The organism is Kerstersia sp. (genome assembly GCF_052103615.1).
Taxonomy (GTDB): Bacteria; Pseudomonadota; Gammaproteobacteria; order Burkholderiales; family Burkholderiaceae_B; genus Kerstersia.
Genome location: NZ_JBQEKA010000027.1, coordinates 1 through 26,439, shown reverse-complemented (window position 1 = coordinate 26,439; position 26,439 = coordinate 1). Strand labels below are relative to the sequence as shown.

The window sequence follows — 26,439 nt, the reverse complement described above, 5'->3', positions numbered from 1 at the left end:
CTGGCCATCGTGCCCTTGCTGGCCGTGGTGCTATCGCTCTTCACGGCCTTTCCACTGTTCTCCGATTTCCGCCAGGCGCTGGAAGATTATCTGTCCAGCAACCTGATGCCTGCCGAAGTATCGGCGGACATCATGGAATATCTCAATCAGTTCGCCCAGCAGGCGTCAAAACTGACGGCCATAGGCAGTCTGTTCCTGATCGTGACCTCGGTCATGCTGATCATGACCATAGATTCCGCGCTCAATGACATCTGGCATGTCTCGCGCCAGCGCCCGCTGCATCAGCGCATCCTGGTCTATTGGGCGGTTATCAGTCTGGGGCCGCTGGTACTGGGCGGCAGTCTCTGGGCCACCTCGGTACTGGCCCGCACGTCCATGGGCCTGGCAGGCGACCTGTCGCCGCTGATCAACATCGCGCTGTCCGTGCTGCCTGTCCTCTTGACCGGGCTGGCTTTCACCGCGCTGTTCGTGGTCGTGCCCAATCGCGCCGTCAATTGGCGCGATGCCGCCATTGGCGGCTTTGCAACCGCCATCGTGCTGGAAACGATGAAAGCAGGCTTTGCCTATTACATCAGCCAGTTCCCCAGCTATACCGTGATTTACGGCGCCTTTGCCGCCGTGCCGGTCTTCCTGCTGTGGATTTACCTGTCCTGGCTGGCCGTCATGGCCGGGGCTGTGCTGACGGCATCGCTGCCTGGCATTCGCCTCTATGGCCTGGCGACCGAAGCCCGGCCTGCCGGCGCCGCCTATCTGGATACCATCACCGTGCTGCAGGCGCTGTACGCCGACTGGAGCCAGCAAGGCCAGGGCCTCAGCCAGAGAGAATCCTGTGCCGCGCTGGCCATTCACCCGGAAGACCTGGATACCGCCCTGGCGGCATTGCAGGATCTCGGCCTGGCCGCCCCGGCGCGCATTCGCGGCAAGGAGCGCTGGGTCTTGAGCAGCGACCCGCGCCGCACCACCATCGGCCCGCTGGTTGACCGCCTGCTGCTCACCCGTACCGCCGCGCTATCGCATCAGGACGGCGAGCCGCTGATGCAGGCCACAGCCAATGCACTGGGCCAATATGGGCCGGAAACCACGCTGGACGAACTGCTGTCCGGCAATCTCGCCGATACGCTCGCGGGCCTGGCGCATGACCAGAATGCCCCGCCCATTACCGCTTTCCTATCCCGTCCCTCGATAAACAGCGAGGAGTCCCGCCATGCTAAAAGTCAGTGAAATCCTGCGTGTCAAAGGCGACACGCTTTATACCGCGACCCCGGATACGCCCGTCGCGCAAGCCATCACCACCATGAGCGAACACGATATCGGTTCGCTGGTCATCATGGAGCACGGCACGCTTGCAGGCATGCTTACCTTCCGTGAAATCATCCGCCTGCTGCATGAACGCGCCGGCAATGTCGGTGACACCACCATCCGTTCCATCATGGATGACGCGCCAATCAGCGTATCGCCCAATACCAGCGCCGATGAAGTCCAGCGGCTCATGCTGGAAAAACGCACCCGCTATGTGCCGGTGATGGATGGCCCGACGCTGCAAGGCGTGATTTCTTTCTTCGATATGGCGCAAGCCGTGGTGTCCGCCCAGCAATTTGAAAACAAAATGCTCAAGGCCTATATCCGCGCCTGGCCCAACGAAGATACGGCAGCGGCAGACGAACCGCAATAAGCGCCGCCTTTCTTCGGCACGCAACGCCTGCCCGGCCCTGCCGGACAGGCGTTTTTCATGCGCGGCGCAAAAAAGGCGCCAGGTGCCAGACATCGGCTACCTGGCGCCTGATACCTGCCCAGATTTATCTGCCCAGATTTATCTGCCAAGATTTACCTGCTCAGACTGATCGCCCACACTGACCGCCCAGACTTTGCGGCTTGCCCCGGCTTAAGCCACCTGTTCCCAGGCACGCAGCAGCAAAGCGGGGTCTTCCTGACTCAACAGCCGGTGATCGGACAGCATCTGGCGCCAGCGCCGCGCGCCCTTGCGGCCATTGCCCCAGCCCAGCAGCGGCCTGACCAGAATGCGCATGGGCACGCCCTGGGCCACCATGCGTTCGGTGTAAGCGGTATAACGCCGCAGCACCTCTGCATCTTCCAACACGGCTGCTTCCGGCCAGAAACGCTGTGACAGTTCACGCAAGACTTCCGGCTGATGCCAGGCGGCACGGCCCAGCATGACTCCGTCCAGCCCCTGGCACTCGGTTTGCGCCTGCTCGGCTGTCGCCAATCCGCCATTAAGCACAATGACGCAATCTGGAAAATCCTGTTTGAGCTGCCGGGCAAAGGCATAGCGCAACGGCGGAATCTGGCGGTTTTCCTTGGGTGACAGCCCTTTCAGCACGGCATTGCGCGCATGCACGACAAATACCCGGCACCCCGCCTCATACTGGATGCCCACGAAATCGCGCACAAAACCGTAGCTCTGTTCGTCATCCAGACCCAGCCTATGTTTGATCGTCACCGGCACCTGAACGGCCTCGCGCATGGCACGAATGCAATCCGCCACCAATTGCGGCTCAGCCATCAGGCAAGCGCCGAATGCCCCTTGCTGCACGCGCTCAGACGGACAGCCGCAGTTCAGATTGATTTCATCATAGCCAGCCTGCTCGCCCAGCCTGGCGGCTTGCGCCAGCGCCTGCGGCTCGCTGCCGCCCAGTTGCAGGGCGACAGGATGCTCGGCGGCATCGTATTCCAAATGCCGTGCCGCATCCCCGTGCAACAAGGCCCCGGTCGTAATCATCTCGGTATAAAGCAAGGCGCGCGGCGCCAGCAGCCGGTGAAAAAAACGGCAATGACGGTCCGTCACATCTATCATCGGCGCCACACACAGGCGCCAGGCATCCGAGGAAACCAGGGACATACGGCACATTCTCTTTGGGAGGGGAAAGAGCGCCATTGTATGGCGAGCCTCTGGTCTTGCGCGCACACCCGCGCCATTCGGCCCGCGCCGCTGGCACTCATGCGCTCACTGGCTCAATCCACCGGGCGCCAGCGCGGCAATGGCCTGATAATGAGTCAGGAACACCTGCCCGCTCAGACATCGCAAAAATGCGGTGTTGGCCAAGCGGTCCATCACCGGCCCCTTGACCTCTGAGAGATGCAGGCAGATGCCTGCATCTCTCAGCCGCACCTCTATCATTTCCAGGCTGGCCAACGCGCTCGCGTCGATATTATTGATGGCGGAGCACTGCAGCACCACGTGTTTGAGCGCCTGGCGCCGCGCCACGGCATCGTTAATGCAATCTTCCAGATAGCGCGCATTGGCGAAATACAGGCTTTCATCCACCCGCAGGCCCAGCACAGCGTCACAGGTCGTGACCGTATGCCGCCGGACATTGCGGAAATGTTCAGTTCCAGGCACCTGGCCAACTTCCGCCACATGGGGCCGGCTGCTGCGGTACAGATGCAAGGCCAGCGCCAGCACCACGCCCGCGACCAGGCCTGTTTCCACCCCGGCCAGCAAAGTCAGCAGCAGCGTGGCGGCAGCGACGGAAAAATCAAAGCGGGAATATTCCCAGATGCGGCGGAACACTGCGACATCCACCAGGGACAGCACGGCCACAATCACTGTAGCAGCCAGCGTTGCCTGCGGCAGATAATGCAGCAAGGGCGTCAGCAATACGGCGGCCAGCGCAATGCCCAGCGCGGTATAGACACCGGCAGCCGGCGTCCGGGCGCCGGCATCAAAATTAACAACAGAACGGGAAAAACCGCCAGTCACAGGCAAGCCGCCGCTGAACGCAGCGGCCACATTGCTTGCCCCCAGCGCCACCAATTCCTGATCGGGTTCAACCCGCTGACGCCGCCGTGCGGCAAGTGTTTGCCCCACAGACACGGATTCTGCAAACCCCACCAGGCTAAGCAATAAAGCCGGCATGGCCAGCGCTGACCACAACGAAGGATTCCAGCTGGGCCAGGCCAGCGGCGGCAGGCCTTGCGGCACGGCGCCCACCACCTGCACGCCCTGGGCCTGCAAATCCCAGGCCCAGACCGCCAGCGTTGTGACGGCAATGGCCAATACCGGCGCTGAGCGGCCCAGCACTTCCGCCAGCCCTGGCCGCCACCCCCAGGCCCGCAAACGGCGCCCCAGGCGCTGCCGGGACCACCAGAGAAAAACGAGCGCCCCCACCCCCAGCGCCAGCGTGGGCCAGTTGACCGCCGGCAGTTGGCGCCAAAGCGCCGGCAACAAGACCGGCAAGGTATCACCCTGGGCATGAATCCCCAACACATGCCTGGCCTGGCCAACGGCGATCAGCAGCCCGGACGCCGCAATAAAACCCGCAATGACAGGGTGCCCCAGAAAATTCGCAAGCCACCCCAGACGCAGCAACCCCATGAGCAGCAAGATGCCGCCTGACAGCAAGGCCAGCACCAAGGCCGCTTCCCAGTATGCCGGGGTGCCTGGCACGGCCAGTTGGCCAATGGCCGTGGCCGTCATCAGCGATGTCACGGCCGCCGGCCCCACCGCCAGGGTGCGGCTGCTGCCGAATACCGCATAAGCCAGCAAGGGCAGCATGCTGGCATAAAGCCCGGCTTGCGGCGGCAAGCCAGCCAGCATGGCGTAAGCCAGGCTTTGCGGGATCAGCATCAAGGTCACAATCCCAGCTGCCAGCAGGTCGCCACCGAATTGGCGGCTATCGTAGGCCCGCCCCCATGCAAGGATAGGCAGCCATTTCGTCCAGGCAATGCGCGAAGAAGCAGCAGGGTTACGATTCATAGACGGGCCAGCACGAAAAATGGAGACACTTGCACGGAAATATTTGCGCATCATGCAGCGTGTCAGCACGCCCGACAATCATGGCTTTCCGTTATAAAGGGCCGAAATCATTATACCGATAAGTATTAGATAAAAATCTAATAAAATATGAGCGAAGCGCGGCCAGCCTGTCACGCCATCTGTTTAGATATCCATCTATTCAGCTATCCACCTGTTCAGCTATCTTTTTTCCATCTGCCCATCTATCCGCCTGCCCGCATAGATGCCCAGGCACCTATCAGTAATGCGGCGGCAGCTCATCCCGCAGACTGCGGAACGCCACCCCTTCGGCGGGAACCTGATCGCGCAGCTCGATCAGCTGACGCTGCAACGCATCCAGCTGGCGCTGCATGCGAAACATTTGCTGATTGAGCTGTTCCACCAGATCTTCTGCCAGCGCCGAACGGATTTCCAGTTCCTGGATACGCGCCACGGCCAGCGCCAGGCTCATTGCATCGGTGCCTTCTGCCCCGGCCGCGGGCTGCGCGGACGGCGTCTGTGTTTGTCGAGTTGTCATGAATTCATCCTTCCCCAGGAAAATGTCCCGGCGTGCATAGGTGGGCCTGAAGCCGTGCGGGTCTGCTGCCAGATTGCCAGCAGGAAACAGCGGCGTTCCCTGCCTCGGATCCGCCTGGCATTAGACCTGAAATTCGCCGCGCCCTGCCAGCGCGGCCAGCGGGCGCGGGGAAAACTGCGGCATTGCCCAGCTGCCGCGCCGTATGCACTAAAATGCGCAGTTACGTCTGCCCTGGCTGCCGCCTTTGCCGCGCGCCTGGGTCCAATCACTTCTCTTTCGGCACTCCTGCCGCGTCCGCATTCACGCTATGGCCGTTTTTACTCCTGTCTCCGACCAACAAGCGCGCGAATTGCTCGAACGCTATGATCTGGGTGAACTGGTTTCCATGCGCGGCATTACCGCCGGCATTGAAAATTCCAATTTTTTTCTTACCACGACTCAGGGTGAATATGTCCTGACGCTATTCGAGGTACTGACCCAGGAACAGTTGCCGTTCTATATTGAACTGATGCACCACCTGGCGCAGCGCGGCATCCCCGTCCCGCAACCGCAAACGCTGAAAAACGGCGAACGCTTGTGCCGTTTCAACGATAAGCCCTGCGCAATCGTCAGCCTGCTGCCTGGCGGCTATGAACCCGCGCCCAGCGCCGCCCATAGCGCTCTGACGGGCAGCACGCTGGCACGCGCCCATCTGGCAGCCAGGGATTTCGCCCTGCATCAGCCCAATCTGCGCGGCCTGGCCTGGTGGCGCCAGACTGCGCCTACCGTGCGCCCCTTTCTGGATGCCAGGCAAGCCGCGCTGCTGGATCTCACGCTGGCCGAGCAGGAAACGCTTGCCGCCAGCCCGGATTATGCCAAGCTGCCCTCGGGCCCGGCGCACTGCGACCTGTTCCGCGACAACGTTCTGTTTGCCGGTACCTATGAAGCTCCCCGCATGGGCGGCATCATCGACTTTTATTTTGCCGGCTGTGATACCTGGCTCTTCGACGTTGCCGTTGCCATCAACGACTGGTGCATAGACCGCGCCAGCGGCAAACTGGATACGGCGCTGGCTGCCGCCTGGCTGCGCGCCTATGCCGAGGTACGCCCGTTCACCGAGGAAGAGCGCACGCTCTGGCCGGCCATGCTGCGCGGCGCTGCCTTGCGTTTCTGGCTGTCGCGCCTGTACGACTTTTTCCTGCCGCGCCCGGCGCAAACCCTCAAGCCGCACGACCCCGCCCACTTTGAACGCGTTCTGCTGCAACGCCAGGGCGCGGCCGCTATCGCCCTGCCCTGACCGGATAAAGGAAACCACACGCTATGCAAGCCGCCACGCTGCCTGCTTCTGCAGGCTGGTATTGGATCAGCCAGGGCTACCTGCTGTTCCGGCGCCAACCTCTGCCGCTGTTCACATGGATGATGTTCCTCACCATGCTGGGCATGCTGGCGCTGAATCTGGCGCCTGTCGGCCCCCCGCTGGCCCAGTTCTTCGTGCCCTTTCTCACTGTCATGACCCTCAGCGGCTGCCGCGCCCTGGCCAGCGGCATGCCAGCCCACCCGGCCGCCTGGATTCAGCCGCTGCGTCAGCCCGGCGTTCCCGCCCGGCTCCTGGCTGTGGGCGGATTGCAATTCGGTCTTATCCTCCTGGCTGCCATGCTGGCGTTCATGCCATTTGCCGATACCTTGACGCTGGAGCTGGAACGGGCCATTCAGGAAGAGAACATGACGCCCTTCCTGGACGCCTTGCAAATGCCCAGCATTATTTTCGGCGTGCTGTATGCCGGTGTTTCCGCCCTGTTCTGGTTTACGCCTTTGCTGGTGGCCTGGCACCACCTGCCCGTCACACGCGCGATTTTCTTTTCGCTGATCGCATGCTGGCGTAACAAGTGGGCGTTCCTGGTCTATGCCGCCGCCTGGGGCATCATGCTTTACGCCGTTCATTTCCTTGCCAATATGCTGGCGTTCGCCTTGCCGGGCATCAGTTCCATCGTTGCCGCGCTCGCCATGGCCGTGAACCTGTTCGCCGCTGCCGTCTGGTCCTGCAGCGCCTACGTCAATTACGCCACCGTCTTCGGCGCCGCCGGACAAGCTGACACCAGCGCCAGCGATTAACCCATCTGCGCCGCCGCCAGCGGCGCAGATGCGGCCGGACGAGCGGCCCCAGTGCCCTCCAGCCGCCGGGCCAAGTCTGCCCGGCGCGCAATTCCAGCACCGCAACCGCCCGGGGATGCCAGGCGCAACGCCAGGGCGGCATGGCCCGGATCCGCCGCAGGCAACGCCCCCGGCCATCCAGAAAATAGACTGCCAGCGCATGTGTCATGCCCAGGCTATGTACCGCCCGGCAAGGCAGCAGCAACAATGCCGCATCGGCGGGCAAACGGCCCCGCCCCAGCCAGCCCTGCAAACGCTGCCGCCAGTGCCGGGCCAGCGTCACGCGCACCGGATCGCGCAGCGCCGCCGGCAGGCGCTGGCGCTCTTCACCCGTCATTACCATCACCGGCGCCTGATACAGTCCTGGGCTCTGTTTTTCTCCCCGTTTTTCTCCGTGCTTTCCCCCCTGCTGTTCTCCCTGGTCTGTCATCCCGCCACGCCTTCTTGCAAATAGTGCATGACCGGATACGCCAGCACGAGAAACGTGCAGGGAAAAATACATGTCATCAAAGGCAGCAGCATTTTCACGGGTGCTTCCATGGCCTGTTTCTCGGCCTGCTGAATCCGTTCCTCCTGCAATTGCCGGGCCTGCGCGCGCAGCAACGGCCCCAAGGCCATTCCCAGGCTGTCCGCCTGCGCCAGCGCCGCAGCAAAGCGGCGCATGGCGGGCAGCCCAATGCGTTGCGCCAATATCCGTATGGCCTCCACCCTGGGCCGCCCCTGCATGATCTCTGCCCAGGCCAGGGCGAACTCCTGCTGCAAAACGCCACGCGGCGCATGCCGCGTCATTTGCTGCAAGGCGCCATTGAAATGCTGGCCGCCAGCCAGGCACAAGGCCAGCATTTCCAGCGCCAGGGGCAAATCCGCCGCCATCCTGCGGCGGCGTTCGCGCACTTTGGCAGCCAGGCTCAGGCGCGGCGCGTGCCAGCCCGCCAGCATGCCAGCCGGCAGCGCCAGCCAGATCAGGCCCAAGTGTTTTGCCGCAGGGCCGCTGCCGCCATCCGCATGCAGCAAATGCCACACCCCTAACCCCGCGGCCACTGCCAGCAACGTTCCTAGCAAACACTGCGCCGTGCGCAGCAGCACGGCGTCCAGCGCCGGGCTCAGGCCCGCCTCCTGCAACAGCCATGTCAGCCGTTGGCGCGCCTGCCAGCCCAGCCAGGGCTGCGCGCACCATGACAGGCGCCGCAACACCGGCAAGACCAGCCGCCAGCCTCCAGGCAGCACGCTCAGCGCGTCCGCAGATGCTGCCGGCGCGGTATCAATCCTCTTGCGGCCCAGGCGGCTCTGCGCGACAGCCAAACCCAGCGCCAGGGCAGCGCTGGCCATGCATAGCCACAACCAGACGCTGCCCTGGCGCCCTGACGGCACGGCAAACGCCAGCACCCCAAGCATGGCGGCCTTCATGGCTGAATGCTCACAATCCGGCGGATAAACCAGCCGCCCGCCCCCAGCAGCAGCGCCAGTATCCCCAGCAACAGCCAGCCGGAAGAGGTATGCCACAGACCGTGCATGGCTTGCGGCTCCAGCCATTGCAAAGCCATCAACAGGAATACCGGCAGCGCGCCCATGATCCATGCCTGCAAGATGCCTTGCGAGGTCATGGCGCGCAAACGCCGTTGCGCGCGCAGCCGCGCTTGCACCGTATCGGCCAAGCCCTGCAAGGCATCCGCCAAGTTGCCGCCGGATTGCGCGGCAACCCCCAGCACCGCGACCACCAAGGCCAGTTCCGGCGTCGGCACCCGGCGATACAGATTGCCCAGAGCCGCTTCAAAACCAACCCCCATACGCTGCTCCCGCAGCAACAAGCCGAACTCCTGCCGGGCTGGCGGCTCGGTCTCCGCCACCACGGCGCGCAAGGCTCCTGGCAGGCTGGCGCCACCACGCAAGGCCCACGCCAGTCCAAGCAGCAATTCCGGCAATTGGGCATTCAGTTGCCGCCTGCGCCGCTGCCAGCCCCAATGCATCAAACCGCGTGGCAGGATCAGCAAAGCAGCGCTCAGCATGCCAGCCAATAACCAGGATCCGCTCCAGATATACGCCGTCAGGCCAGCCGCCAGCGCTGCCAATAATGCGCCCAGCCAGAACCTGGACAAATCCATGGCCAGAAAGAAAGCGTCCATTCGGTGCCGCGCCCCGGCCGTGAAGGCCGCCCGATATTGGCGCAGCCAATCCGCCATCCCATGCGCCAAACCCCAGGTGACAGCCGCTGCCGCCAAGGCTGCCGCCGCCAGCATTCCGCCCTGCATCATGGCGCTGCGCTCCGGCCGCTGCCGGCAGACGGCCAGGCGCCATCCGGCGCCAGGCCCGCTGGCGGCATTGCCGCGCCGGCCCAGGCCATCCCCTCCGGCCGCCCTTCAAACGGCGCGGGATCAAAGCTCACGCCCTGGCGGCGCCAGGTCTCGAAAAATGTCGGCGCATTATCTCCATGGCGATGGCAGCCTGAACGCCGGTCAAAGTAAAAAAGCGGCAGTGTCTGCAAACACTGGCTTTCCAGCCCGCACAATTCCGTTATCTCTGACACCACGCGGCGGCCGTCAGGCAGCCGCACCAGCTGAACCAGCATATCCACGCTCGCCGCAATCTGTTCCCGCACGGCCGCCAGCGGCAAGGCCATGCCCGCCATCAACACCATGGTTTCAAGCCGCGACAGCGCATCTCGCGGCGAATTGGCATGCAAGGTCGTCAAGGAACCCTCATGCCCGGTATTCATGGCTGCCAGCATATCCAGCGCCTCCGCCCCCCGGCACTCGCCCACGATGATGCGATCAGGCCGCATGCGCAAGGCATTGCGCACCAGTTCACGAATGGTAATGGCGCCTTTGCCTTCCTGATTGGACGGACGCGCCTCCAGTACGACGCGATGCGCATGCAGCAAACGCAGCTCCGCCGCATCTTCTATCGTAATGACTCTTTCATGGGCGGCAATGCAATGCGATAAGGCATTGAGCAAAGTGGTTTTCCCGGACCCGGTGCCGCCCGAAACAATGATGTTGCGGCGCAACTTCACGCACTGCGCCAGAAACGCCGCCATACTGCCATTCAATGCTCCCCACTCGGTCAATGCCGCCAGGCCCGGACGCTGCGCCGGGAACCGCCGGATGGTCAGGCTGGGGCCGCGCACGGCCACCGGACGAATGACGGCATGCACCCGTGAACCATCGGGCAGACGCGCATCGGCCAAGGGCATGTTTTCATCCAGCCTGCGCCCTACCGGCGCCACCATGCGCTCCATGACAGCCATCAGCGCGGCTTCGCTGCTGAAGGCAGCATCGTGCCGCAATAAACGGCCCTGACGCTCGACGTAGATTTCATCGTGGCCATTGACCATGATTTCGGTAATCCCCTCTTCGGCCAGCAAAGGCTGCAAAGGGCCATACCCCAGCGCCTCGTCAAGCACCTGCTCCAGCAAAGCCAGGCGGGCCGCGCCATCGGCAGGCCAGGACACCTCCGCCCCACCGTCCTGCGCAGACTGGCCAGGCCGGCTTTCTGGCTGGCCATGCCGCGCCAGCCAGGCAGACAGCACTTCCCGCGCCTGGCTGCGCAAAGCGGCATCGTTCATGTCTTCCACATTGCGGCGCCGCAGATCCAGCTCTTGCAGCAAGACTGCATGCAGGCGCCGCACCAGCAGTGTCTCCGTGGCTAGCGCATGCCTGACGGACGGCCCGGCTGCTGGCACGAGGCTGGCTTGCGCCGTGTCCTGCGCGGCGGCCGCCAAGCGCGCATCGGGCAAGGCGTGCTCATCGGACAAGGCGTACGCTAGGGCGCCCGTCCGAGTGTTGACGGCCGGCGCGCTGGCCACCGGCAGCGAGAGAAAATGGCCCGCCTCGGGCTGGCTGGCTGATCCGGCGCTGCCCTCTGCGGCTCGGGCTGGGCCAGAATCTAGGGCTGGGGCTGAGAGCATATCGCCTGTTGCCGCGCCAGGTGCGGCCAGGCGCGCGGCGCTGCCCTCGCCAGGCACCGCATGTGTCCCTGGCGGCTGCGGCAGGACACGCCGCACCATCAAGCGGTAGGCGCCAATCACCACGATATCTTCGGGCCGCAAGGGGCCGTAACGCGCCACGCGGCGCTGATTGACCCAGGTACCGTGCCAGGACCCCATGTCTTCCAGCAGCAGGTCCCCCGCATGCGCGCTCAGTCTGGCGTGGGTTCTGGCGACACGCCAGGAACGCAAACGCAGGTTGCAGCGTTCATCGCGGCCTATCAGGACCGGCAGATCCAGCAAGTGGCGCTCCCCTGCTGCGCCTTGCTGCACGATTTCAATTTCCACCATGCCTCGCTCACTCGTCAAAGTCATAGACATTGCCCGCCGCAGGCGCCGCTTCGTTGTCCTGCCATTGCGAACCCGCGCCGGCGTATGGATTCCAGGCCTTGCCTTCAGGCACGTTGGGCAAAATAGGCACATTGATGCCCGGTTCATCCGGGAAGGCGCTGGCAAGCGCCTGCCTGGCAGCATGGGCCCGGCGCTGCAGGCCGGGATCATCCTGGGACACCACGACAGGCGTCACCAGAATCGCCAGCTCCGTTTCACGCTGCTGAAAACGCCGCGACCCGAACAAGGCACCTATCACCGGCAGGCTGCCCAGCCCCGGCAAAGCATCCCGGTCGCGCAGCTGCTCGCGTGAAATGAAACCGCCCAGCACCAGCGTCTGGCCGGAACGCACGTTGAATTCCGTGGCGGCACGCCGTGTTTTCATGGCTGGCCCGCCATTGGCAGACACGCTGGCATCCACCGCGCTGACTTCCACTTCAATGCGCGACCGTACGGCGCCATTGCGCTCAACTCTGGGCGTGATTGCCAGGGATACGCCATAAGGCTTGAAGATCGTGCTGGAATTGCCGTTGGCATCCACCGTGACGTACGGCACTTCGCCGCCTGCCAGAAAACTCGCCGTGGCGCCGCTGCGGGCCAGCAGTTGCGGCTGCGCCAGCATGACCGCATCACCCTGCTGCGCCAGTGCATGGATGCGCGAAGCCAGCATGGCATTCAGGCCGAAGTACGACTGCGCCGAACGCATGGGCAAGGGCAGATCAAGCGGCAGCTCGCTGCCCGGACGGGTGGCCAGCCCAGCGCCGCCCGCCATATCCCAGGCCATGCCGCCGACAAATCCGCCCTGGGTGCTACCATCCCAGCGGATGCCATATTCCAGCAACTCGGAACGCGGCACCTCGATCACCTGCACATCCAGCAGCACCATGCGGTCCCACCCGACCTGCCCGGTGAAATCCAGCAAGTCCGGGTAGCGTTGCGCCAGGGCGCTGATGCGCTCCTGATCGGCATCCGACAAATCCTCACCTTCGATCAGCAAGCGATCCCCGACCCGGCTGCTGCGCGCATTCGGGATGCGTGCCAGCAAGGCGGCCACTTCCTCCTGCATGCGCTGCGCCCCCGACGCGCCGACTTCGATGTCATAGGCCTGGCGGTCCCCGGTGCGTGTCCAGACATGCAGGGTCGTCCGCCCCTGACGGCGCGCAAAGATGAGCACCTCGCGGCCATCGGCCGCCACCGCCTGCACAATACCGCCATCCCCCACGGCAACCCGCCCCAGGCCAGGCACATCCAGCACATGCGTTTGCCCCGCCTCCAGGCGCAGCAAACCTGGCCCCGCTTCCGCCCGCGCCGGCGCCGCACCGCCAGCCGCCCCAGCAGCACCAACGTCACTAACGTCACCAGCGGCCCCTGCGGCCAGCGTTGCCCCCGGCACCCAGCCCAGGCTCAAACTGGCCAGCGCAGCCATCAGCACCCGCATACCCCATCGGCTTCTCATGCCCCGCATGTCCCACATGCCTGGCATGCCCGGCCATGGCCCCCGCTTGCCCCTCTGCTGATGCTTCAATCCCATTCTCCGGCTGCCTGAGCATTGAGCGGCGGCACATGCAAGGTCTGTCGATTGCCGTACAGCACCACCGGTTCGGCTGGCGCAGGCGGCGGCGCCACGCCCAGCAATTGATCCAACGACACGCTGCGGCGCAGCTGTCCGGCGCCGCTGTCGCCCGAGGCCCTCAGAATCGCCACCATCTCGCCCTCCTGACGCGCCGCCAGCAGCAGCAAGGCATCGTCCTGCGATACATCCAGCGTGACCGTCCGGTAAGCGCGCGCGCCGCCATCGCTGTCCGGCATGCCTTCCATCTCAGCGCCTGTCGCCAACACCACGACGTCCTGCAGCAGCGACGTCGTAGCGCGGCGCCCCTGTCTGGGCATGGCCACAAACAGGTCGATACGATCGCCAGGCTGCACCAGGCCGGATTGCGTGCTGGCCTGAGTCACGCCTATCGTCAGCGCCCGACGGCCAAGCCCCAGGCGCTCAGACAAACGCACCGCCTGCGGTTCGGCCAAATGCATATCCGTCAAAACTTCACCCGCTGCCAGCCCCCAGCGCAGACGCATGCCCGCCGCCCGCGCCGCGTCTCCAGCCCGCAACCCATGGCTGCCCGCCCAATCCTCGGGCACCTGACGCAAAGCCAATTGCGGCAGTTGCAATGTCATGCCCGCGTCCAGGCGCTGAGCCGCCACCAGGCGTTCCACCATGACGCCCTGCCCGGCCAGCCGCAGCTGCTCGGTCTGTTCCGCCAGATAGCGCTGGGCCGCCCACGCGGCGCAAGCCGCCGCCGACAAAGCCAGCAGCCAGATACGCGCCGGCCGCCAGCGTGCCCACTCCGCCGCAAGACTGGCCCTGACATTCGCATCAGGCATGATCTTGAAATCCTTGAGGTGACTCATGGCCCCCTCCCTTCATCAAGCATCCAGACCGCCGTGCCTTGCGCCCAGGGCAGCAAAGCCAATTGCAGACGCTGCCCTTCCCGATACCAGTCAAGCGGTGCCTGGCCGCCAGGCCCCGCGGCACCCGGCAGCGGCTGCCACCCAGCGCTTGCCAACCGCCGCGTCCAGCGCTGCCGGACCGCTTCGGGGGCGTCCGCATGCAGGAACAAACGCTGACGCACCTGACGGCCCTCCAGCGCATCCTCTATGGCCAGCACCGTCACTTCCGTCCCGTTCGCCTCGCTTTCGGCAGGCGCCTCGTTTATCCCATTCGCCTGATTGGCCCCATTCCCGCTGTTCGTCTCATCTCCCTGCGCCGCAGCGGAGAGGGCGCGATGCTGGCGCTCGTCAGACTGACGGCCGCCCGCCGCCACCGGCACGTTCGCGCCAGACCGGCCACCACACGTCGTCAGGTTCAGCACAGACAAGCTGCCGGCGCTGCCCCCCTTTGCTGTCGCGGCCAGACTCAGCACCCAATGCCTGCCCGCCTCATACCAGTGCAAACGCAAGGTGTCGGGCTCCAGCAAGAGCGCTGGCCGCGCTGGCAGGGCAAGCGACAGGCGGTGGGCCAAAACTTTGGGAGCATCCGGACTGCTAAACAGCACGGCATCCAGCGGGCAGGATTGCCAGCGTGTGCCATGCAACACGTGTTGCCAGCGCACACCGGCAGGCCATGGGAAATCGGTGAAGCCCGGCCCGATATGGCTTCCGGCCAGGGGCCGCACAGAGGCCGCAGCCGCCGCCGTGGCAAAATCGGCGCCGCTGGGCAGTTGGCCCGGCAAGGCTTGGCTGCACAGGGACAGCGCCAGCCCCGCCAGCATCAGGCAGAACGCCGCTGCCCGCCGCATAGGCTGCCGCCCCTCGCATCTACCGCATCCGTCACATCTGCCGCATCCGTCCCGTCCGGCGCTTCTGCTTGGCCCGATTCTGCCTGTGTGTCCGGCGCGGCGGGCGCGCGCCATTGGCGCGTGATGCCGAGCATCCGTCATGGCTGCTCCCGCGCTGGCTGTCCTGCCGGCGGCACGGCGCCCGCCCAGCTTTCCAGCCAGGCTGATGCCTCGTGCCCTGGCCGCCATGGCGCATCTACCCGGCGCATCACGCGATCCAGGCGCGCCGCCTGGGCCAGGGCACGCCTGGCAGCCGGCAGCCAGGCCGTTTCGGCACGGGCGATACGCTGCTGCACCGCCAGGTCGCCTGCGCCGCTGGCACTGCCAGTTCCCTGCCCGCCCAAAAGCACCAGCGCGCCAGGCAAACGCACAGGCCAGGACGAAGCAGCCAATACCCGCGGCACCGGCGGCGCCGGTACCTGCACACGCGCCGCCAGCATGCCCGCCTGCGCGCCAAAATCCTCCCGCAATGCGCCCGCCAAAGGGTCTGGCCCCCCGGCCTGCAAGCGTTCCAGCACAGACGTCTCATAAGAGGGCAACGCGAATCTGCCATCCGCCTGCCCATGCCCATACTCATGCCGGTACGCCGTATCGTCATGCGCTGGTTCCGCGGGCCAGCCAGCAGCCTGCTGGAATACCACCCGGCGCGCTTCCAGCCCCGCCTGGGCCACCCGGCGCTGTGCTTGCCCCAGCCATTGCCCCGCCAGCCAGAGCAGCATCAACAATGCTCCGACCAGCAGGCATTCCAGCAAGGCCTGCCCGGATTGCCGCGATGCGCCCGGCTGCGCGTATGGCTGATGCCTGACCGTCATCATGGCCGCGCCTCCGGGACGAGGATATCGGCGCCGCCAGGCGCCAGCCGCGCCTGCCAATAAGGCAAATACAGATTGGCCGCTTCGAGCGGCGCGGCTGTTTGTCCATAGGTGGTCTTGCCATATGGTGTCTTATCATGAGGCCGGACATACTCCACCATTGCCGCGCTGCCCACACGCAGCCAATCCCCGTCAGACAAGCCCGTGAACCGCCACTGGCCTGCCATCGCCACACGGCTGGCCGCATTCGTGGTCAGCAAGGTATGCGCGGGCACGGCCAATCCAATGGAAAATGACAGACGGCCGCTCGGGTCGGTCTGAATGGCAACATCGGGGGTCAATCCGCGCCCCCGCAACGTGACAGGCGCGGCCACCGCATAGGATGTCGCCAGCGGATTGTCCCGCTCGCCCAGCAGCGGCCAATCCGTATGGTCCTGCAACCAGCGCCAGAATGCTTCATCGCCAAAATGCGCCGGGGCATCCGGCACATGCGCCGCGCCTGGCCGCTGGCCCGCCTGGGCGGCCCACGCCCAGCCCATGGGATAGGGGCGGAAATAGCAGCCCACCCGGCGGTTGCGGCGCAAAGCCTTGAACGACAAGGTATCCAGGGCTTGCCAGTGCCCCCGCGCATCCAGCGCCGTAGTGCCGCGACGCCGCAGCTCGTGGCGCAAATGCGGGCAATAGGGCGACACCAGATAATGATTGCGCGCCGTGTCATTGCGCGGCGCCAGAAAAGGCGTATTGCGGATACGCTGCGTCAGCCAGGCGTGCGCGCCCTGCCCGGCGCTGGCTGGCCGGCTGCTGATTGCGCCTGGCAAGGTATCGGCCAGCAGGCTCAGCCTGGCATGCGTTGCCGCCCTGCTGCCCGCCAGGCCGGCATAATCCCCCAGCAAATTGCGCTGCATCACCCAGCGCATGACCGCCTGACGGTTATCAGCCAAACGATGCGCGGTTTGCCCGCGCACTTGCTCCAGGACATCATGGATCAGGCCGTCGTGCTGCGCATACGATGCGGCCCAGCCGCCGCCCTGGGACGGGGCCGACAATGACCCTGCCAATGACGCCCCTGCCAATGATGACCCAGCCGATGCGCCTGCCAACAGGCCTGCCGCCTGATAGGCTGCGCCATAACGTGCGCCGAACAGGCTGGCGATCAGAAAAGCCGGCGGGTTTCCTAACGCCTGCCGCCCAGCCTGCCGGCTGCCGAAATCCGCCCATGCCGCCAGGGTTGCCACATGACCCATGGCAATCTGATGCGCCAGTTGCGTGCGGCTGATCCAGGCCAGCAGATTCAGGCCTCGCGCCTGAGCCTGGGCCCCGCTATATGCCACGGCGTCAGCCACATGGGCCAGGCGCGCCCTGGCATTGGCAATCTGGCGCAAGCCGTAGCCTTGCGCCCAGGCCAGCGCCAGCACCGCCAGCAGCAACACCCCCAGCGGCAAGGCTTGCCCCCTGGCCCTGGCCCGTGAAGCCCCCAGGGAAAAATGCCGCGGCAGCATTACTGCCCCGCCTGCCCGGCATTGCCGGTAAAAGATTTGAGAGAACGGGCCGCCGCCTGCGCCGCCGCGCTGTCAGCCGCCTGTTGCGCCGCCGCAGACTCGCCTGAGCCGTCTTCTCCCGCCAGCTCTCGGGCCATGGCCGCCGTCTGGGAACGGATGACTTGCCCAAACAGCTGATAGACGGCAATCGCCGCCACGGCGACCAGCGCGACGATAATCACATACTCGGTCATGGCCTGGCCGAGCTGCCTGAATTTGGGCATGTCCATCCTCCTGTAGATGACAGGAGGATTCTGTGCCGACTCGCACTGCCAGCCTAGGCGGACTTTCCGCCCGGCGGTTCTTACTACCTATACCGTCCTGGGCAGACTCGCCGCCATCGAGATGCTTGCCGCACCGCGATGACAGCAGCCCCCAAAAGCGCATCAGACGACGCGGACTTCCAGGTCTGCCAGGCCATCCACGTGGCCCAACAGCAAATCGCCGCGCTCCACCCGGCCCACGCCTTCCGGCGTGCCGGTGAAGATCAGATCCCCGGCTTCCAGCGTGAAATAACGCGACAGAAAAGCGATGGTTTCCGCAGGCGTCCAGATGCGTTGCGACAGGTCGCCGGACTGGCGGCGCTTGCCGTTCACGTCCAGCCAGATGGCGCCTTTTTCAAGGTCGCCGACGGCGCTGCGGCGATGCAATGAACCGACAGTGGCGCTGTGTTCAAAGGTTTTGCCCAACTCCCACGGACGGCCGACTTCCTTGGCCTGCGATTGCAAATCGCGCCGCGTCATGTCCAGGCCCAAGGCATAGCCCCAAACATAATCCAGGGCCTGCTCCGCCGGAATATCGCGGCCGCCGCGCCCCAAGGCCAGTACCAGTTCAATTTCATGATCGACATGGCGGCTTTGCGGCGGATAAACCATTTCGCCAACGCTGCCCGCCGGCACGGCCAGCAAGGAATCGCCCGGCTTGCAGAAAAAGAAAGGATCTTCCCTGCCGGTAAAGCCCATTTCACGCGCATGGGCCGCATAGTTGCGGCCCACACAGTAAATCCTGCGCACCGGGAAGCGCCCGGTTTCGCCCGCCACAGGCAAGGTGGCCACGGCCGGTGGCGCGATCACATAATCAACCATGTTGTTTCTCCCAAAACACCTATTCTATTGAACCCGGTGCCGCGCCGGGAGGCACGACACGACAGCGCCAGCTTACCCCAGCCGGGCCGCCTGCACGGCATGACGGATGCTGGCGGCGAAAGCCGGGTCGTCCAGATAGCCGACATTAAGCCGCGTCCAAGGCTGCGGCACAGAGCGGTCAACAAAGAAAATCGGCCCCGGCGCCAGCACCACGCCTTGTTTCAGGCAATGCGCCGTCAGCTGATTGGCGTCGTCCAGCATGGGAAAGCGCGCCCACAGATACAGACTTTGCTCCGGCCTGCAAAACACCTCCGCCCCCAGGCGGTCCAGCGTTTCCAGGCCGCGCCGGGTCGCTTGCCGCAGACGCGTCTGCAGGCGCTGCGCCTGACGCGGAAATTCACCGCTGGTCAGCAAGGCATCCAGCACCCGTTCCGCATACTCCGAACCCGTGGTGTGCACCAGCATTTTGATGTCTGCCAGCTCTTCAATGCGCTCCTGGCTGCCCGCCAGATAGCCCACGCGCAAGGCCGCGGACACCGATTTCGAGAAGGTGCCGACATACAGCGTATTGCGCAGCTGATCCAGGGCGGACAGGCGCACGGCCGAGGCCGGTTTGTAATCCGCCATGGCGTCGTTTTCCACAACCAGGACACCATACTTGGCTGCAATGCGCAAAATCTGCTCCGCCCGCGCCCGGGAAATATCCGATCCCGTCGGATTGTGCGCCGTGGTTTGCACAAAGAACACCCTGGGGCGATGCAGCCGGGCCAGATGCTCCAGCACGCCCAGATCCGGGCCGTCGGGCTGGCGCGGCACCCCCAGCATGCGGGCGCCATGCATCAGCAGCTTGCCAAACAGCGGGTAATAGCCAGGGTCATCGACCAGAACCGGATCGCCCGGCTTGAGATACCGGCGGATGATGATGTCCAGCGCATGATTGGCGCCAAACGTGGTGAGCAGCTGGCGCGGCGTGCACTGGATGCTGTGATCGGCCAGGCGGCGGGCCAGGCGTTGGCGCAAGCCCATATTGCCCAGACGCGAGCCATACCGGTACAGCGTCAGCCCGGCATCGCGGATCACCTGCCGGTGGTAGCGGTCCAGCCTCAGGCCGGACAGCCAGGCGACCGGGGGGAAGCCTTCCCCCAGATGGGAATGCCCGGGGTCGCGCACGAACTGCTGGCGCATCATCCAGATTGTGTCCAGCGCCCGGTCATAAGGTTGCAGGTCATTGTCATCCCCGGCGCTGGGCACGACTTCGCACACAAAGAAACCTTTGCCATGCCTGGCCTCTACCAGGCCTTGCGAGGCCAGCATTTCATAGGCCGTCACGACCGTATTTTTTGAGAGCCCGTGCAGCTTCATCGACTGCCGCAGCGAAGGCAGCCTATCCCCCGCTTTCAGCAGGCCTTCATGGATCTGGCGGGTGATTTCCGCCGCGATTTTCTCGGTCAGTGTCGGTTTTGCCATGGGGGTTTACCAAGGGTCTGGAAGTGGACTGTCTGGCTCCAACTGTACCTTTTTTATGGTGACAGTGGCAGGTAGTATGAATTCCACAATCAACAAGGAAGAGATAAATGCCCCTCGACTCACGCCTGAAACACTTCCGCGACCTGAGCCCCGCTGCCCGTGTCGAACATATTGCCAATCTGGTGGGCCTCGCCCCCCAGGAAGCCGCGCTGCTGACCGAGACCGGTGCGCTGCCCATGGACATTGCCGATGGCATGATCGAAAACGTGCTGGGGAAGTTTGAGCTGCCCTACGCCATTGCCTCCAACTTCCAGATCAATGGGCGCGATGTGCTGGTGCCCCTGGTGGTCGAAGAACCGTCCATCGTCGCCGCCGCCTCGTATATGGCAAAGCTCGCCCGGCCTGCCGGTGGCTTCATGACGTCCAGCAGCGCGCCCCTGATGCGCGCGCAGATCCAGGTCACCGGGGTGCGCGACCCCCATGGCGCGCGCCATTCGCTGCTGCGCGTGCGGGATGACATCCTCGCGCTGGCCAACAGCCGTGATGCGCTGCTGCAAAAACTGGGCGGCGGCTGCCGGGATATCGAAATCCATACCTTCGAAAGCAGCCCGGTCGGCCCGATGGTCGTCCTGCACCTGATTGTCGATGTGCGCGATGCCATGGGCGCCAATACCGTCAATACCATGGCGGAAGCCGTCGCCCCGCTGGTGGAAAAAACCACTGGCGGCAAGGTCCGCTTGCGCATTCTGTCCAATCTGGCTGACCTGCGCCTGGCCCGCGCCCAGGCCCGTTTCGCGCCTGAGGTCTTCGAGAACGAACACTACCGCGGCACAGAGGTGATAGACGGCATTATCGAAGCCTATACCTTTGCCGCCATCGACCCCTATCGCGCCGCGACCCACAACAAGGGCATCATGAACGGCATCGACCCGCTAGTCGTCGCCACCGGCAACGATTGGCGCGCCATCGAAGCTGGCGCCCATGCCTATGCGGCGCGCCAGGGCCATTACGGTTCGCTCACCACCTGGGAAAAAGACAATCAGGGGCATCTGGTCGGCACGATTGAAATGCCCATGGCGCTAGGCCTGGTGGGCGGCGCCACCAAGACGCACCCCCTGGCCCAGCTATCGCTGCGCATACTCGGCGTCACCAGCGCCCAGGAACTCGCGGAAATCGCGGTGGCCGTGGGGCTGGCCCAGAACCTCGGCGCCTTGCGTGCGCTGGCTACCGAAGGCATACAGCGCGGCCATATGGCCCTGCACGCCCGCAATATCGCCATGCTGGCGGGTGCGACGGGCGACGAAATCAGCCAGGTGGTCAATGCCATGGTGCAAGCCAAGGATGTGCGGGCGGACCGCGCCAGCGCCTTGCTCGCCGAACTGCGCGGAAAATGACCATGGCCCCGGTACGCATCGTCGAAGTCGGCCCCCGCGACGGCCTGCAGAATGAAGCCCGCACGCTGCCGCCCGCGACCCGCGCGCAGCTGGTGCAAAGATTGGCGCAGGCAGGCCTGCGCCACATCGAAGCCGGTGCCTTCGTTTCGCCGCGCTGGGTGCCGCAGATGGCTGGCAGCGATGAGGTGCTGTGGCTGCTGCCCGAACTGCCCGGCGTGCGTTACAGCGCCCTAGTGCCCAATGAACAGGGCATGCGCAGTGCCCTGGCCTGCGGCTGCCAGGAAGTTGCCGTATTCGCCGCCGCGTCGGAAAGCTTTTCACGGCGCAACACCAATTGCTCCATAGATGAAAGCCTGACGCGTTTCGAACCCGTTGCCGCGCTCGCCCAGGCGCATGGCGTCCGGCTGCGCGGTTATGTGTCCTGCGTGGTGGACTGCCCCTATGAAGGCGCAGTGGCCCCGGCCCAGGTCGCAGACCTTTGCCGGAAATTGCAGCAGCTGGGCTGCCACGAAATCAGCCTGGGCGATACGACCGGTGCCGGTACCCCGCGGCAAATCCGCGAAATGCTGGCGGCCTGCTCGGCTCAGGTGCCGGCAGACATGCTGGCGGGCCATTTTCACGACACCTACGGCATGGCCGTGGCCAATGTGCTGGCCGCGCTGGAGGCTGGCATCACAGTTTTCGATGCCTCGGTCTCAGGCCTGGGCGGCTGCCCGTACTCGCCGGGCGCCAGCGGCAATCTCGCCACCGAAGACCTGGTGTACCTGCTTGAAGGACTGGGCCTGCCGACCGGCATCAACCTGGAGCGCCTGGTCGATGCCGGGGCCTGGATAGATACCGTGCTGGAACGCCAAACCGCCAGCCGTGTCGCCCGCGCCAGGCTGGCGGCGCGTGCCGCGCAGGCCTGAAATACCGGCCCGTCTCACGCAATACCGACAGGTCGGTGCATTTAACAGGACAATAGTGCCCGCCAGAACCTGGCCGACACCAAAATTGGAGACATAGACCATGCAGACCCCGCTTCCCTTTCTTTCCAGCGATGCGCAGCAAGGCGCCCTGGGCGGCGTCATTATTCTCGACCTGACCCGCGTCGTGGCTGGCCCTTATTGCGCCATGATCCTGGCTGATCTGGGCGCGACCGCCATCAAGATCGAACACCCCAAGGACCCGGATCTCACGCGGGAATTTCCGCCTTTCCGCGAAGACAGCGGCACCGCTGCCAGCGGCTTTTTCGCGCAATACAACCGCAATAAGCTCGCCATCAGTCTGGATCTCAAGCATCCCGAAGGCAAAGCGCTGTTTCTCGACATGGTGGCCCAGGCCCATGTCGTGATCGAAAATTTCCGGCCCGGCACCATGGAACGCCTGGGCCTGGGCTATGACGTGCTGAAAGCGCGCAACCCTGCCATCGTCTATGCCGCCATCAGCGGCTTCGGCCATACCGGCCCCAATAGCCGCCGGCCGGCCTACGACAGCACGGCGCAAGCCGCAGGCGGCCTGTGGTCGATGAATGGCCTGGAAGAAGAACCCATGCGTGTCGGCACGGTGCTGGGTGATCTTTCCGCCGGTATGTTCGCCGCCATCGGTATCCTGGCGGCGCTGCGCCAGGCCGAACAAAGCGGCCAAGGCCAGATGGTGGATGTTTCACAGCAGGATTCCATCGTCGCGCTGACGGAAAATGCCGTCGTCACCTATACCGAAACCGGCAAAGTCACGCTGCCCGCGGGCAATGGCCATCCGTTTGTGAAACCTTACGGACGCTACCGCTGCAAGGATGGCTATGTCTTCTTCGGCGCCTATACCGACAAATTCTGGCAGGAAGCCTGCCGCACCTTCGGCGACAGCGAACTGGAACACGACCCGGAAGTGGCCACCATGGCGCAACGCTTCCAGCAGGATATTTACGAGCGCAAGGTTGACCCGGCCGTCCGGCGCTGGTGCGGCCGCCATACCAAGGCCGAACTGGAAGCCATGACGGGCGACCGTTTCCCGCTCACCCCGATCAAAGGCATAGACGAAGTCGTCGCCGACCCGCACTTGCGCGAACGCGACATGCTGGTGCCGGTGAACTACCGCAATGCCACCTTCTCGGTCTTCGGCAACCCCGTCAAGCTGTCCGGCGGCACGCGTGAACACGGCGCCAGCGCGCCCGCCATCGCCCAGGACAATCAAGCCATCTACCTGGACTGGCTGGGCCTGACGCCCGAACGCTATGACGGCCTGCGCCAGCAAGGCGTGCTCTAACCCCGCTACCCGGAGAACCGCCATGGGATTGCTCAGCCCTGACATTACCCGCCACATCGGCGCCAGCCTGCCGCCCTTCCGTTTTGAAGTCAGCCGCAACGACATCCGCAAGTACGCCATCGCCACCGGCCAGCGCAACCCCCGCTTTCTGTCCGGGGACGAAGCGCCGCTGCTGTTTCTGTTCAGCGCCATGATTCCGCTCACGCCGCTGGATCAGTTACGGCCTGACGGCCATCACCCGGATAACCCGCTAATTCCGGTACTGCCGCTCAAACGCATCATGGCGGGCGGCAGCGAGTTCGAGGTCCTGGGCCGCATCCGCGGGGGCGAAACCCTGACCGTCAAACAACGCATTCTGGATATCCATGAAAAGTCCGGCGCCAGCGGCCCGCTGATTTTCCTGGTGCTGGAGAACCGCTTCGAACGCGAAGACGGCTCGCCTGTGGTGATTGAAAAACTCACGAGGATCGCACGATGAGCACTTTTTCTCTGGCTACCGCCGCCGCGGGGCAATCCCTGCCTGGCCGCGATTACCGCGTCGGCACCGTTCAGCTCTTTCTTTACAACGCCGCCATCTGGAATGCCCACCGCATTCACTACGACGCCCCCTACGCGCGAGATACCGAGCAGCATCCGGCCCTGGTGGTTGACGGCCCCTTGCAGGGGGATTGGCTGACGCAGCTCATCTACGACGTCATGGGCGAGGACGACGAGCTGATTGCCTTCGATTACCAGAACCGCCTGGCGGCCTATCTCGATGAGCCGCTGAGCTGCAGCGGCAGCGTCGCCCAGGTGGAAGGCGACCGGGTCATGTTTTCGCTTCAGGTCAGCCGGGCCGATGGCCGCGCCACCACCATCGCGCATGCCACCGTCCGGCGGGCTGCCAATTCGCTGTTGTCTTAACCCGCCACCCAGGAGGCGCCACCCTCAACCCCTGTAGTCCATGTCTCATACCGAAAAAAAATAGATGGAGAAGACAAGGTGCAATATTCCACAACTCACCAAGCCCCGCCGCTCGCGATGCGTAGCAGCATGGCCACAGAACAAACCTATAACCTGTTTGAAGTCTGGGGCGATACGATTGATGCGCGCCACCTCGCCAGCGCCATCGCCATCGGTGCTGCGATCAGTCTGGGCGCCTATGTTCTGACACGCTGGGCCTTACATCTCGTCATCGACGATGACCATATGGTCCATGCCTATTCCATGCTGGGCGGCATCATCGGCTGCCTGGCGGGCGGCGTCGTCAGCGCCCTGCTGTTCAAACCCAAACGCACGGTCGTTGAAGAACTGGTGGACGAGCAATTCCGCGCAGCCGTGCTGGCCGATCTGCTCAAACAATACGGCCACATCGGGCACATCGAAGACCTGTCGCCGGAAGTGGCGGACGAACTGCGCGAGCTGGGGCTGTATGACATGTTTGCCCATGCGCATACCGAACAGACGCCGCACGGGCATTCCCCGGCGTCCCCCGATACGCCCGCCGTGGCCAAGGGAGGCTGAATATGGATCCGCTATTTGCCGAAATCCTCAATGCCCTGGCCTTTGGCCTGCTGGGCGCCGTGCTGTTTTCCGCCATCGGCCTGGTCTCAGGCACCGATGAAACCACCACCCTGGCACCCTTGACCATGCTGGTCGTACTGCTGGGCGCGCCGCCAGCTTCCATTCTGAGCTTTTTCATCGCCGGGGCGGTCGCCAAGCACATGACTCACGCCGTGCCCACGGCATTGCTGGGCATTCCGGGCGACACCTCGGCCGTCGCGCTGATCGGCGACGCCAATCAACTGCGCCGCCTGGGCGTCCCGCACATTGCCCTGCGCAAAATGCTGTCCGGGGGGGCGCTGTCCGCCTTGATCGCCGTTCCGGTTTCCATTGCCTTCGCCGTCGTTCTGGCGCCGTTTGGCGAAGCAATCAAACAATTCGCGCCCTGGGTCTTCCTGTGCGCCGCCTTGTTGATCGCTTTCTTCTCTGCGGGACGCTGGGCCGCCATGCTGGCGCTTGTGCCCTTTGTCCTGCTGATCGTGGCCTTGCAGAACCTCACGCTCAAGTACGGGGTCAAGTTGTCGGTCAGCTACTTCCTCGGCATCGCTGTGGCACCGCTCATTGCCTCGCTCTTCACGCTGCTGTCCCCCCAGGCGCGGGAAAACATGCGGCGTGACAAGTTCCGGGTCTTCTCGCTGGCGCCCGACATGAAGGCATGGAAAGGCTATTTCCCCAATCCGCTGAAAATCATGAGCCGCCGCCAGACCCGTGTCACGGCCGCCGCCGCAGCGGTTTCCAGCGCAACCTTTGTCTTCAGCCCCGTCGCCATGGCGGTGGTGCTGGGGGAAATCATCGGCGGCCGCATCAAACATGCTTATGAGCGTGTCACAACCGTCATCACCGCGCGTAACGGGATTTCCGAGTCCACCTATATTGCCGAAGCCTTGATTCCGCTCATCGCCTTCGGCCTGCCGCTCAGCCCGGTGGCCGCCGGCCCCGCCGCCCCCTTGTTCAATGCGCCGCCACGCTTTTCCGTCGATACGGCTTCGGGGGAGATCCATAACCTGCACAACCTGCTCAGCATTTCCGAATTCTTTGGCTTCACGCTGATGGCGGTGATCGTGGCGCTGCTGGTGGCGTATCCCTTCGCCATGAACTACGCCCACCGCGCCGCCACTTTCGTGGCGCGCAAGGTCAGCCACGAAGCCGTCATTGCAACCTTCATCGGGCTGGTGCTGGTTATCGGCATCTGGGAAGGCGGTTTGCTGGGTCTGCTCGTGATTCTGTCCGTCGGTATGCTCGGCGGGTTCCTGGAGCGCATCGTGAGCTTCAATATCGGCGTGCAATTCATGGGTTATTACACCGCCGTG

At 64.4% G+C, this 26,439-nt stretch carries 26 protein-coding genes; 11 read left to right on the top strand and 15 right to left on the bottom strand.

Features of this window, described 5'->3' with window-relative positions; all coding sequences use genetic code 11:
• Both ACTJGZ_RS08190 and ACTJGZ_RS08185 read left to right on the top strand, forming a co-directional pair.
• A partial coding sequence (locus tag ACTJGZ_RS08190) for a YihY family inner membrane protein (protein ID WP_441662446.1) occupies positions 1-1,221 on the top strand: 1,221 nt, incomplete at its 5' end.
• On the top strand, positions 1,205-1,672 hold the full coding sequence (locus ACTJGZ_RS08185; protein WP_441662445.1) for a CBS domain-containing protein: 468 nt from the start codon (positions 1,205-1,207) through the stop codon (positions 1,670-1,672). The genes ACTJGZ_RS08190 and ACTJGZ_RS08185, both read left to right, overlap by 17 nt.
• Before the next feature lie 210 nt (positions 1,673-1,882).
• On the opposite strand, the gene dusA is transcribed toward ACTJGZ_RS08185, so the two are convergent.
• From dusA to ACTJGZ_RS08170, 3 genes are all read right to left on the bottom strand, one after another.
• The gene (dusA, locus tag ACTJGZ_RS08180; protein ID WP_441662444.1) at positions 1,883-2,857 is read right to left on the bottom strand and encodes a tRNA dihydrouridine(20/20a) synthase DusA; all 975 of its coding nucleotides are present in this window, start codon (positions 2,855-2,857) and stop codon (positions 1,883-1,885) included.
• A gap of 105 nt (positions 2,858-2,962) precedes the next feature.
• Entirely contained in the window at positions 2,963-4,714 is a 1,752-nt protein-coding gene (locus ACTJGZ_RS08175) for a SulP family inorganic anion transporter (protein WP_441662443.1), read from the bottom strand.
• Between the two features lie 277 nt (positions 4,715-4,991).
• Positions 4,992-5,270, bottom strand: coding sequence for a SlyX family protein (locus ACTJGZ_RS08170; RefSeq protein ID WP_441662442.1), 279 nt, complete (start codon positions 5,268-5,270; stop codon positions 4,992-4,994).
• A 307-nt stretch (positions 5,271-5,577) separates the two neighbouring features.
• Between ACTJGZ_RS08170 and ACTJGZ_RS08165 the strand changes: the two genes are divergently transcribed.
• Positions 5,578-6,546 carry a homoserine kinase gene (locus ACTJGZ_RS08165; RefSeq protein WP_441662441.1) on the top strand — a complete coding sequence of 323 codons (969 nt, stop codon included), beginning with the start codon at positions 5,578-5,580 and terminating at the stop codon, positions 6,544-6,546.
• Positions 6,547-6,569: 23 nt separating this feature from the next.
• Positions 6,570-7,361 carry a BPSS1780 family membrane protein gene (locus ACTJGZ_RS08160; RefSeq protein ID WP_441662440.1) on the top strand — a complete coding sequence of 264 codons (792 nt, stop codon included), beginning with the start codon at positions 6,570-6,572 and terminating at the stop codon, positions 7,359-7,361.
• On the opposite strand, the gene ACTJGZ_RS08155 is transcribed toward ACTJGZ_RS08160, so the two are convergent.
• The 12 genes from ACTJGZ_RS08155 to ACTJGZ_RS08100 all read right to left on the bottom strand — a co-directional run bounded on the left by ACTJGZ_RS08155 (position 7,303) and on the right by ACTJGZ_RS08100 (position 19,949).
• Positions 7,303-7,737 (bottom strand): DUF192 domain-containing protein, encoded by a 435-nt coding sequence (locus ACTJGZ_RS08155; RefSeq protein ID WP_441662439.1) that lies wholly within the window; start codon positions 7,735-7,737, stop codon positions 7,303-7,305. The two genes, ACTJGZ_RS08160 and ACTJGZ_RS08155, sit on opposite strands and share 59 nt — an antisense overlap.
• An 89-nt stretch (positions 7,738-7,826) precedes the next feature.
• Positions 7,827-8,807 carry a type II secretion system F family protein gene (locus ACTJGZ_RS08150; RefSeq protein WP_441662438.1) on the bottom strand — a complete coding sequence of 327 codons (981 nt, stop codon included), beginning with the start codon at positions 8,805-8,807 and terminating at the stop codon, positions 7,827-7,829.
• Positions 8,804-9,652: a type II secretion system F family protein gene (locus ACTJGZ_RS08145; protein ID WP_441662437.1), complete on the bottom strand. Its 849-nt coding sequence runs from the start codon at positions 9,650-9,652 to the stop codon at positions 8,804-8,806. Before ACTJGZ_RS08145 ends, ACTJGZ_RS08150 begins: the two co-directional genes overlap by 4 nt.
• Positions 9,649-11,697, bottom strand: coding sequence for an ATPase, T2SS/T4P/T4SS family (locus ACTJGZ_RS08140; protein WP_441662436.1), 2,049 nt, complete (start codon positions 11,695-11,697; stop codon positions 9,649-9,651). Before ACTJGZ_RS08140 ends, ACTJGZ_RS08145 begins: the two co-directional genes overlap by 4 nt.
• Positions 11,681-13,168, bottom strand: a complete 1,488-nt coding sequence (locus tag ACTJGZ_RS08135; RefSeq protein ID WP_441662435.1) for a type II and III secretion system protein family protein — start codon at positions 13,166-13,168, stop codon at positions 11,681-11,683. The genes ACTJGZ_RS08140 and ACTJGZ_RS08135 overlap by 17 nt, the downstream gene beginning before the upstream one ends.
• Positions 13,169-13,233: 65 nt before the next feature.
• The gene (gene cpaB, locus ACTJGZ_RS08130) at positions 13,234-14,121 is read right to left on the bottom strand and encodes a Flp pilus assembly protein CpaB (protein WP_441662434.1); all 888 of its coding nucleotides are present in this window, start codon (positions 14,119-14,121) and stop codon (positions 13,234-13,236) included.
• Positions 14,118-15,008, bottom strand: a complete 891-nt coding sequence (locus ACTJGZ_RS08125; protein ID WP_441662433.1) for a hypothetical protein — start codon at positions 15,006-15,008, stop codon at positions 14,118-14,120. The genes cpaB and ACTJGZ_RS08125 overlap by 4 nt, the downstream gene beginning before the upstream one ends.
• A 137-nt stretch (positions 15,009-15,145) precedes the next feature.
• The gene (locus ACTJGZ_RS08120; RefSeq protein WP_441662432.1) at positions 15,146-15,862 is read right to left on the bottom strand and encodes a hypothetical protein; all 717 of its coding nucleotides are present in this window, start codon (positions 15,860-15,862) and stop codon (positions 15,146-15,148) included.
• The gene (locus ACTJGZ_RS08115) at positions 15,859-17,358 is read right to left on the bottom strand and encodes a hypothetical protein (RefSeq protein ID WP_441662431.1); all 1,500 of its coding nucleotides are present in this window, start codon (positions 17,356-17,358) and stop codon (positions 15,859-15,861) included. Before ACTJGZ_RS08115 ends, ACTJGZ_RS08120 begins: the two co-directional genes overlap by 4 nt.
• Complete coding sequence (locus ACTJGZ_RS08110) at positions 17,358-17,621, bottom strand: hypothetical protein (RefSeq protein WP_441662430.1); 264 nt, start codon at positions 17,619-17,621, stop codon at positions 17,358-17,360. The genes ACTJGZ_RS08115 and ACTJGZ_RS08110 overlap by 1 nt, the downstream gene beginning before the upstream one ends.
• Positions 17,622-17,783: 162 nt before the next feature.
• On the bottom strand, positions 17,784-18,482 hold the full coding sequence (locus ACTJGZ_RS08105; protein WP_441662429.1) for a fumarylacetoacetate hydrolase family protein: 699 nt from the start codon (positions 18,480-18,482) through the stop codon (positions 17,784-17,786).
• Positions 18,483-18,554: 72 nt separating this feature from the next.
• Entirely contained in the window at positions 18,555-19,949 is a 1,395-nt protein-coding gene (locus ACTJGZ_RS08100; RefSeq protein ID WP_441662428.1) for an aminotransferase-like domain-containing protein, read from the bottom strand.
• Positions 19,950-20,056: 107 nt separating this feature from the next.
• On the opposite strand from ACTJGZ_RS08100, the gene ACTJGZ_RS08095 reads away from it, so the two are divergent.
• From ACTJGZ_RS08095 to ACTJGZ_RS08065, 7 genes are all read left to right on the top strand, one after another.
• Positions 20,057-21,343 carry a hydroxymethylglutaryl-CoA reductase, degradative gene (locus tag ACTJGZ_RS08095; protein ID WP_441662427.1) on the top strand — a complete coding sequence of 429 codons (1,287 nt, stop codon included), beginning with the start codon at positions 20,057-20,059 and terminating at the stop codon, positions 21,341-21,343.
• 2 nt (positions 21,344-21,345) lie between these two features.
• Complete coding sequence (locus ACTJGZ_RS08090; RefSeq protein ID WP_441662426.1) at positions 21,346-22,251, top strand: hydroxymethylglutaryl-CoA lyase; 906 nt, start codon at positions 21,346-21,348, stop codon at positions 22,249-22,251.
• A 100-nt stretch (positions 22,252-22,351) separates the two neighbouring features.
• Positions 22,352-23,587 carry a CaiB/BaiF CoA transferase family protein gene (locus ACTJGZ_RS08085; RefSeq protein ID WP_441662425.1) on the top strand — a complete coding sequence of 412 codons (1,236 nt, stop codon included), beginning with the start codon at positions 22,352-22,354 and terminating at the stop codon, positions 23,585-23,587.
• Between the two features lie 22 nt (positions 23,588-23,609).
• The gene (locus ACTJGZ_RS08080; RefSeq protein ID WP_441662424.1) at positions 23,610-24,065 is read left to right on the top strand and encodes an FAS1-like dehydratase domain-containing protein; all 456 of its coding nucleotides are present in this window, start codon (positions 23,610-23,612) and stop codon (positions 24,063-24,065) included.
• A complete protein-coding gene (locus ACTJGZ_RS08075) occupies positions 24,062-24,490 on the top strand; it encodes a hypothetical protein (RefSeq protein ID WP_441662423.1) in 429 nt (142 codons plus the stop codon). Before ACTJGZ_RS08080 ends, ACTJGZ_RS08075 begins: the two co-directional genes overlap by 4 nt.
• A 129-nt stretch (positions 24,491-24,619) precedes the next feature.
• Complete coding sequence (locus ACTJGZ_RS08070) at positions 24,620-25,090, top strand: hypothetical protein (RefSeq protein ID WP_441662422.1); 471 nt, start codon at positions 24,620-24,622, stop codon at positions 25,088-25,090.
• 2 nt (positions 25,091-25,092) lie between these two features.
• The coding region (locus ACTJGZ_RS08065; RefSeq protein ID WP_441662421.1) for a tripartite tricarboxylate transporter permease at positions 25,093-26,439 on the top strand (1,347 nt) is incomplete at its 3' end.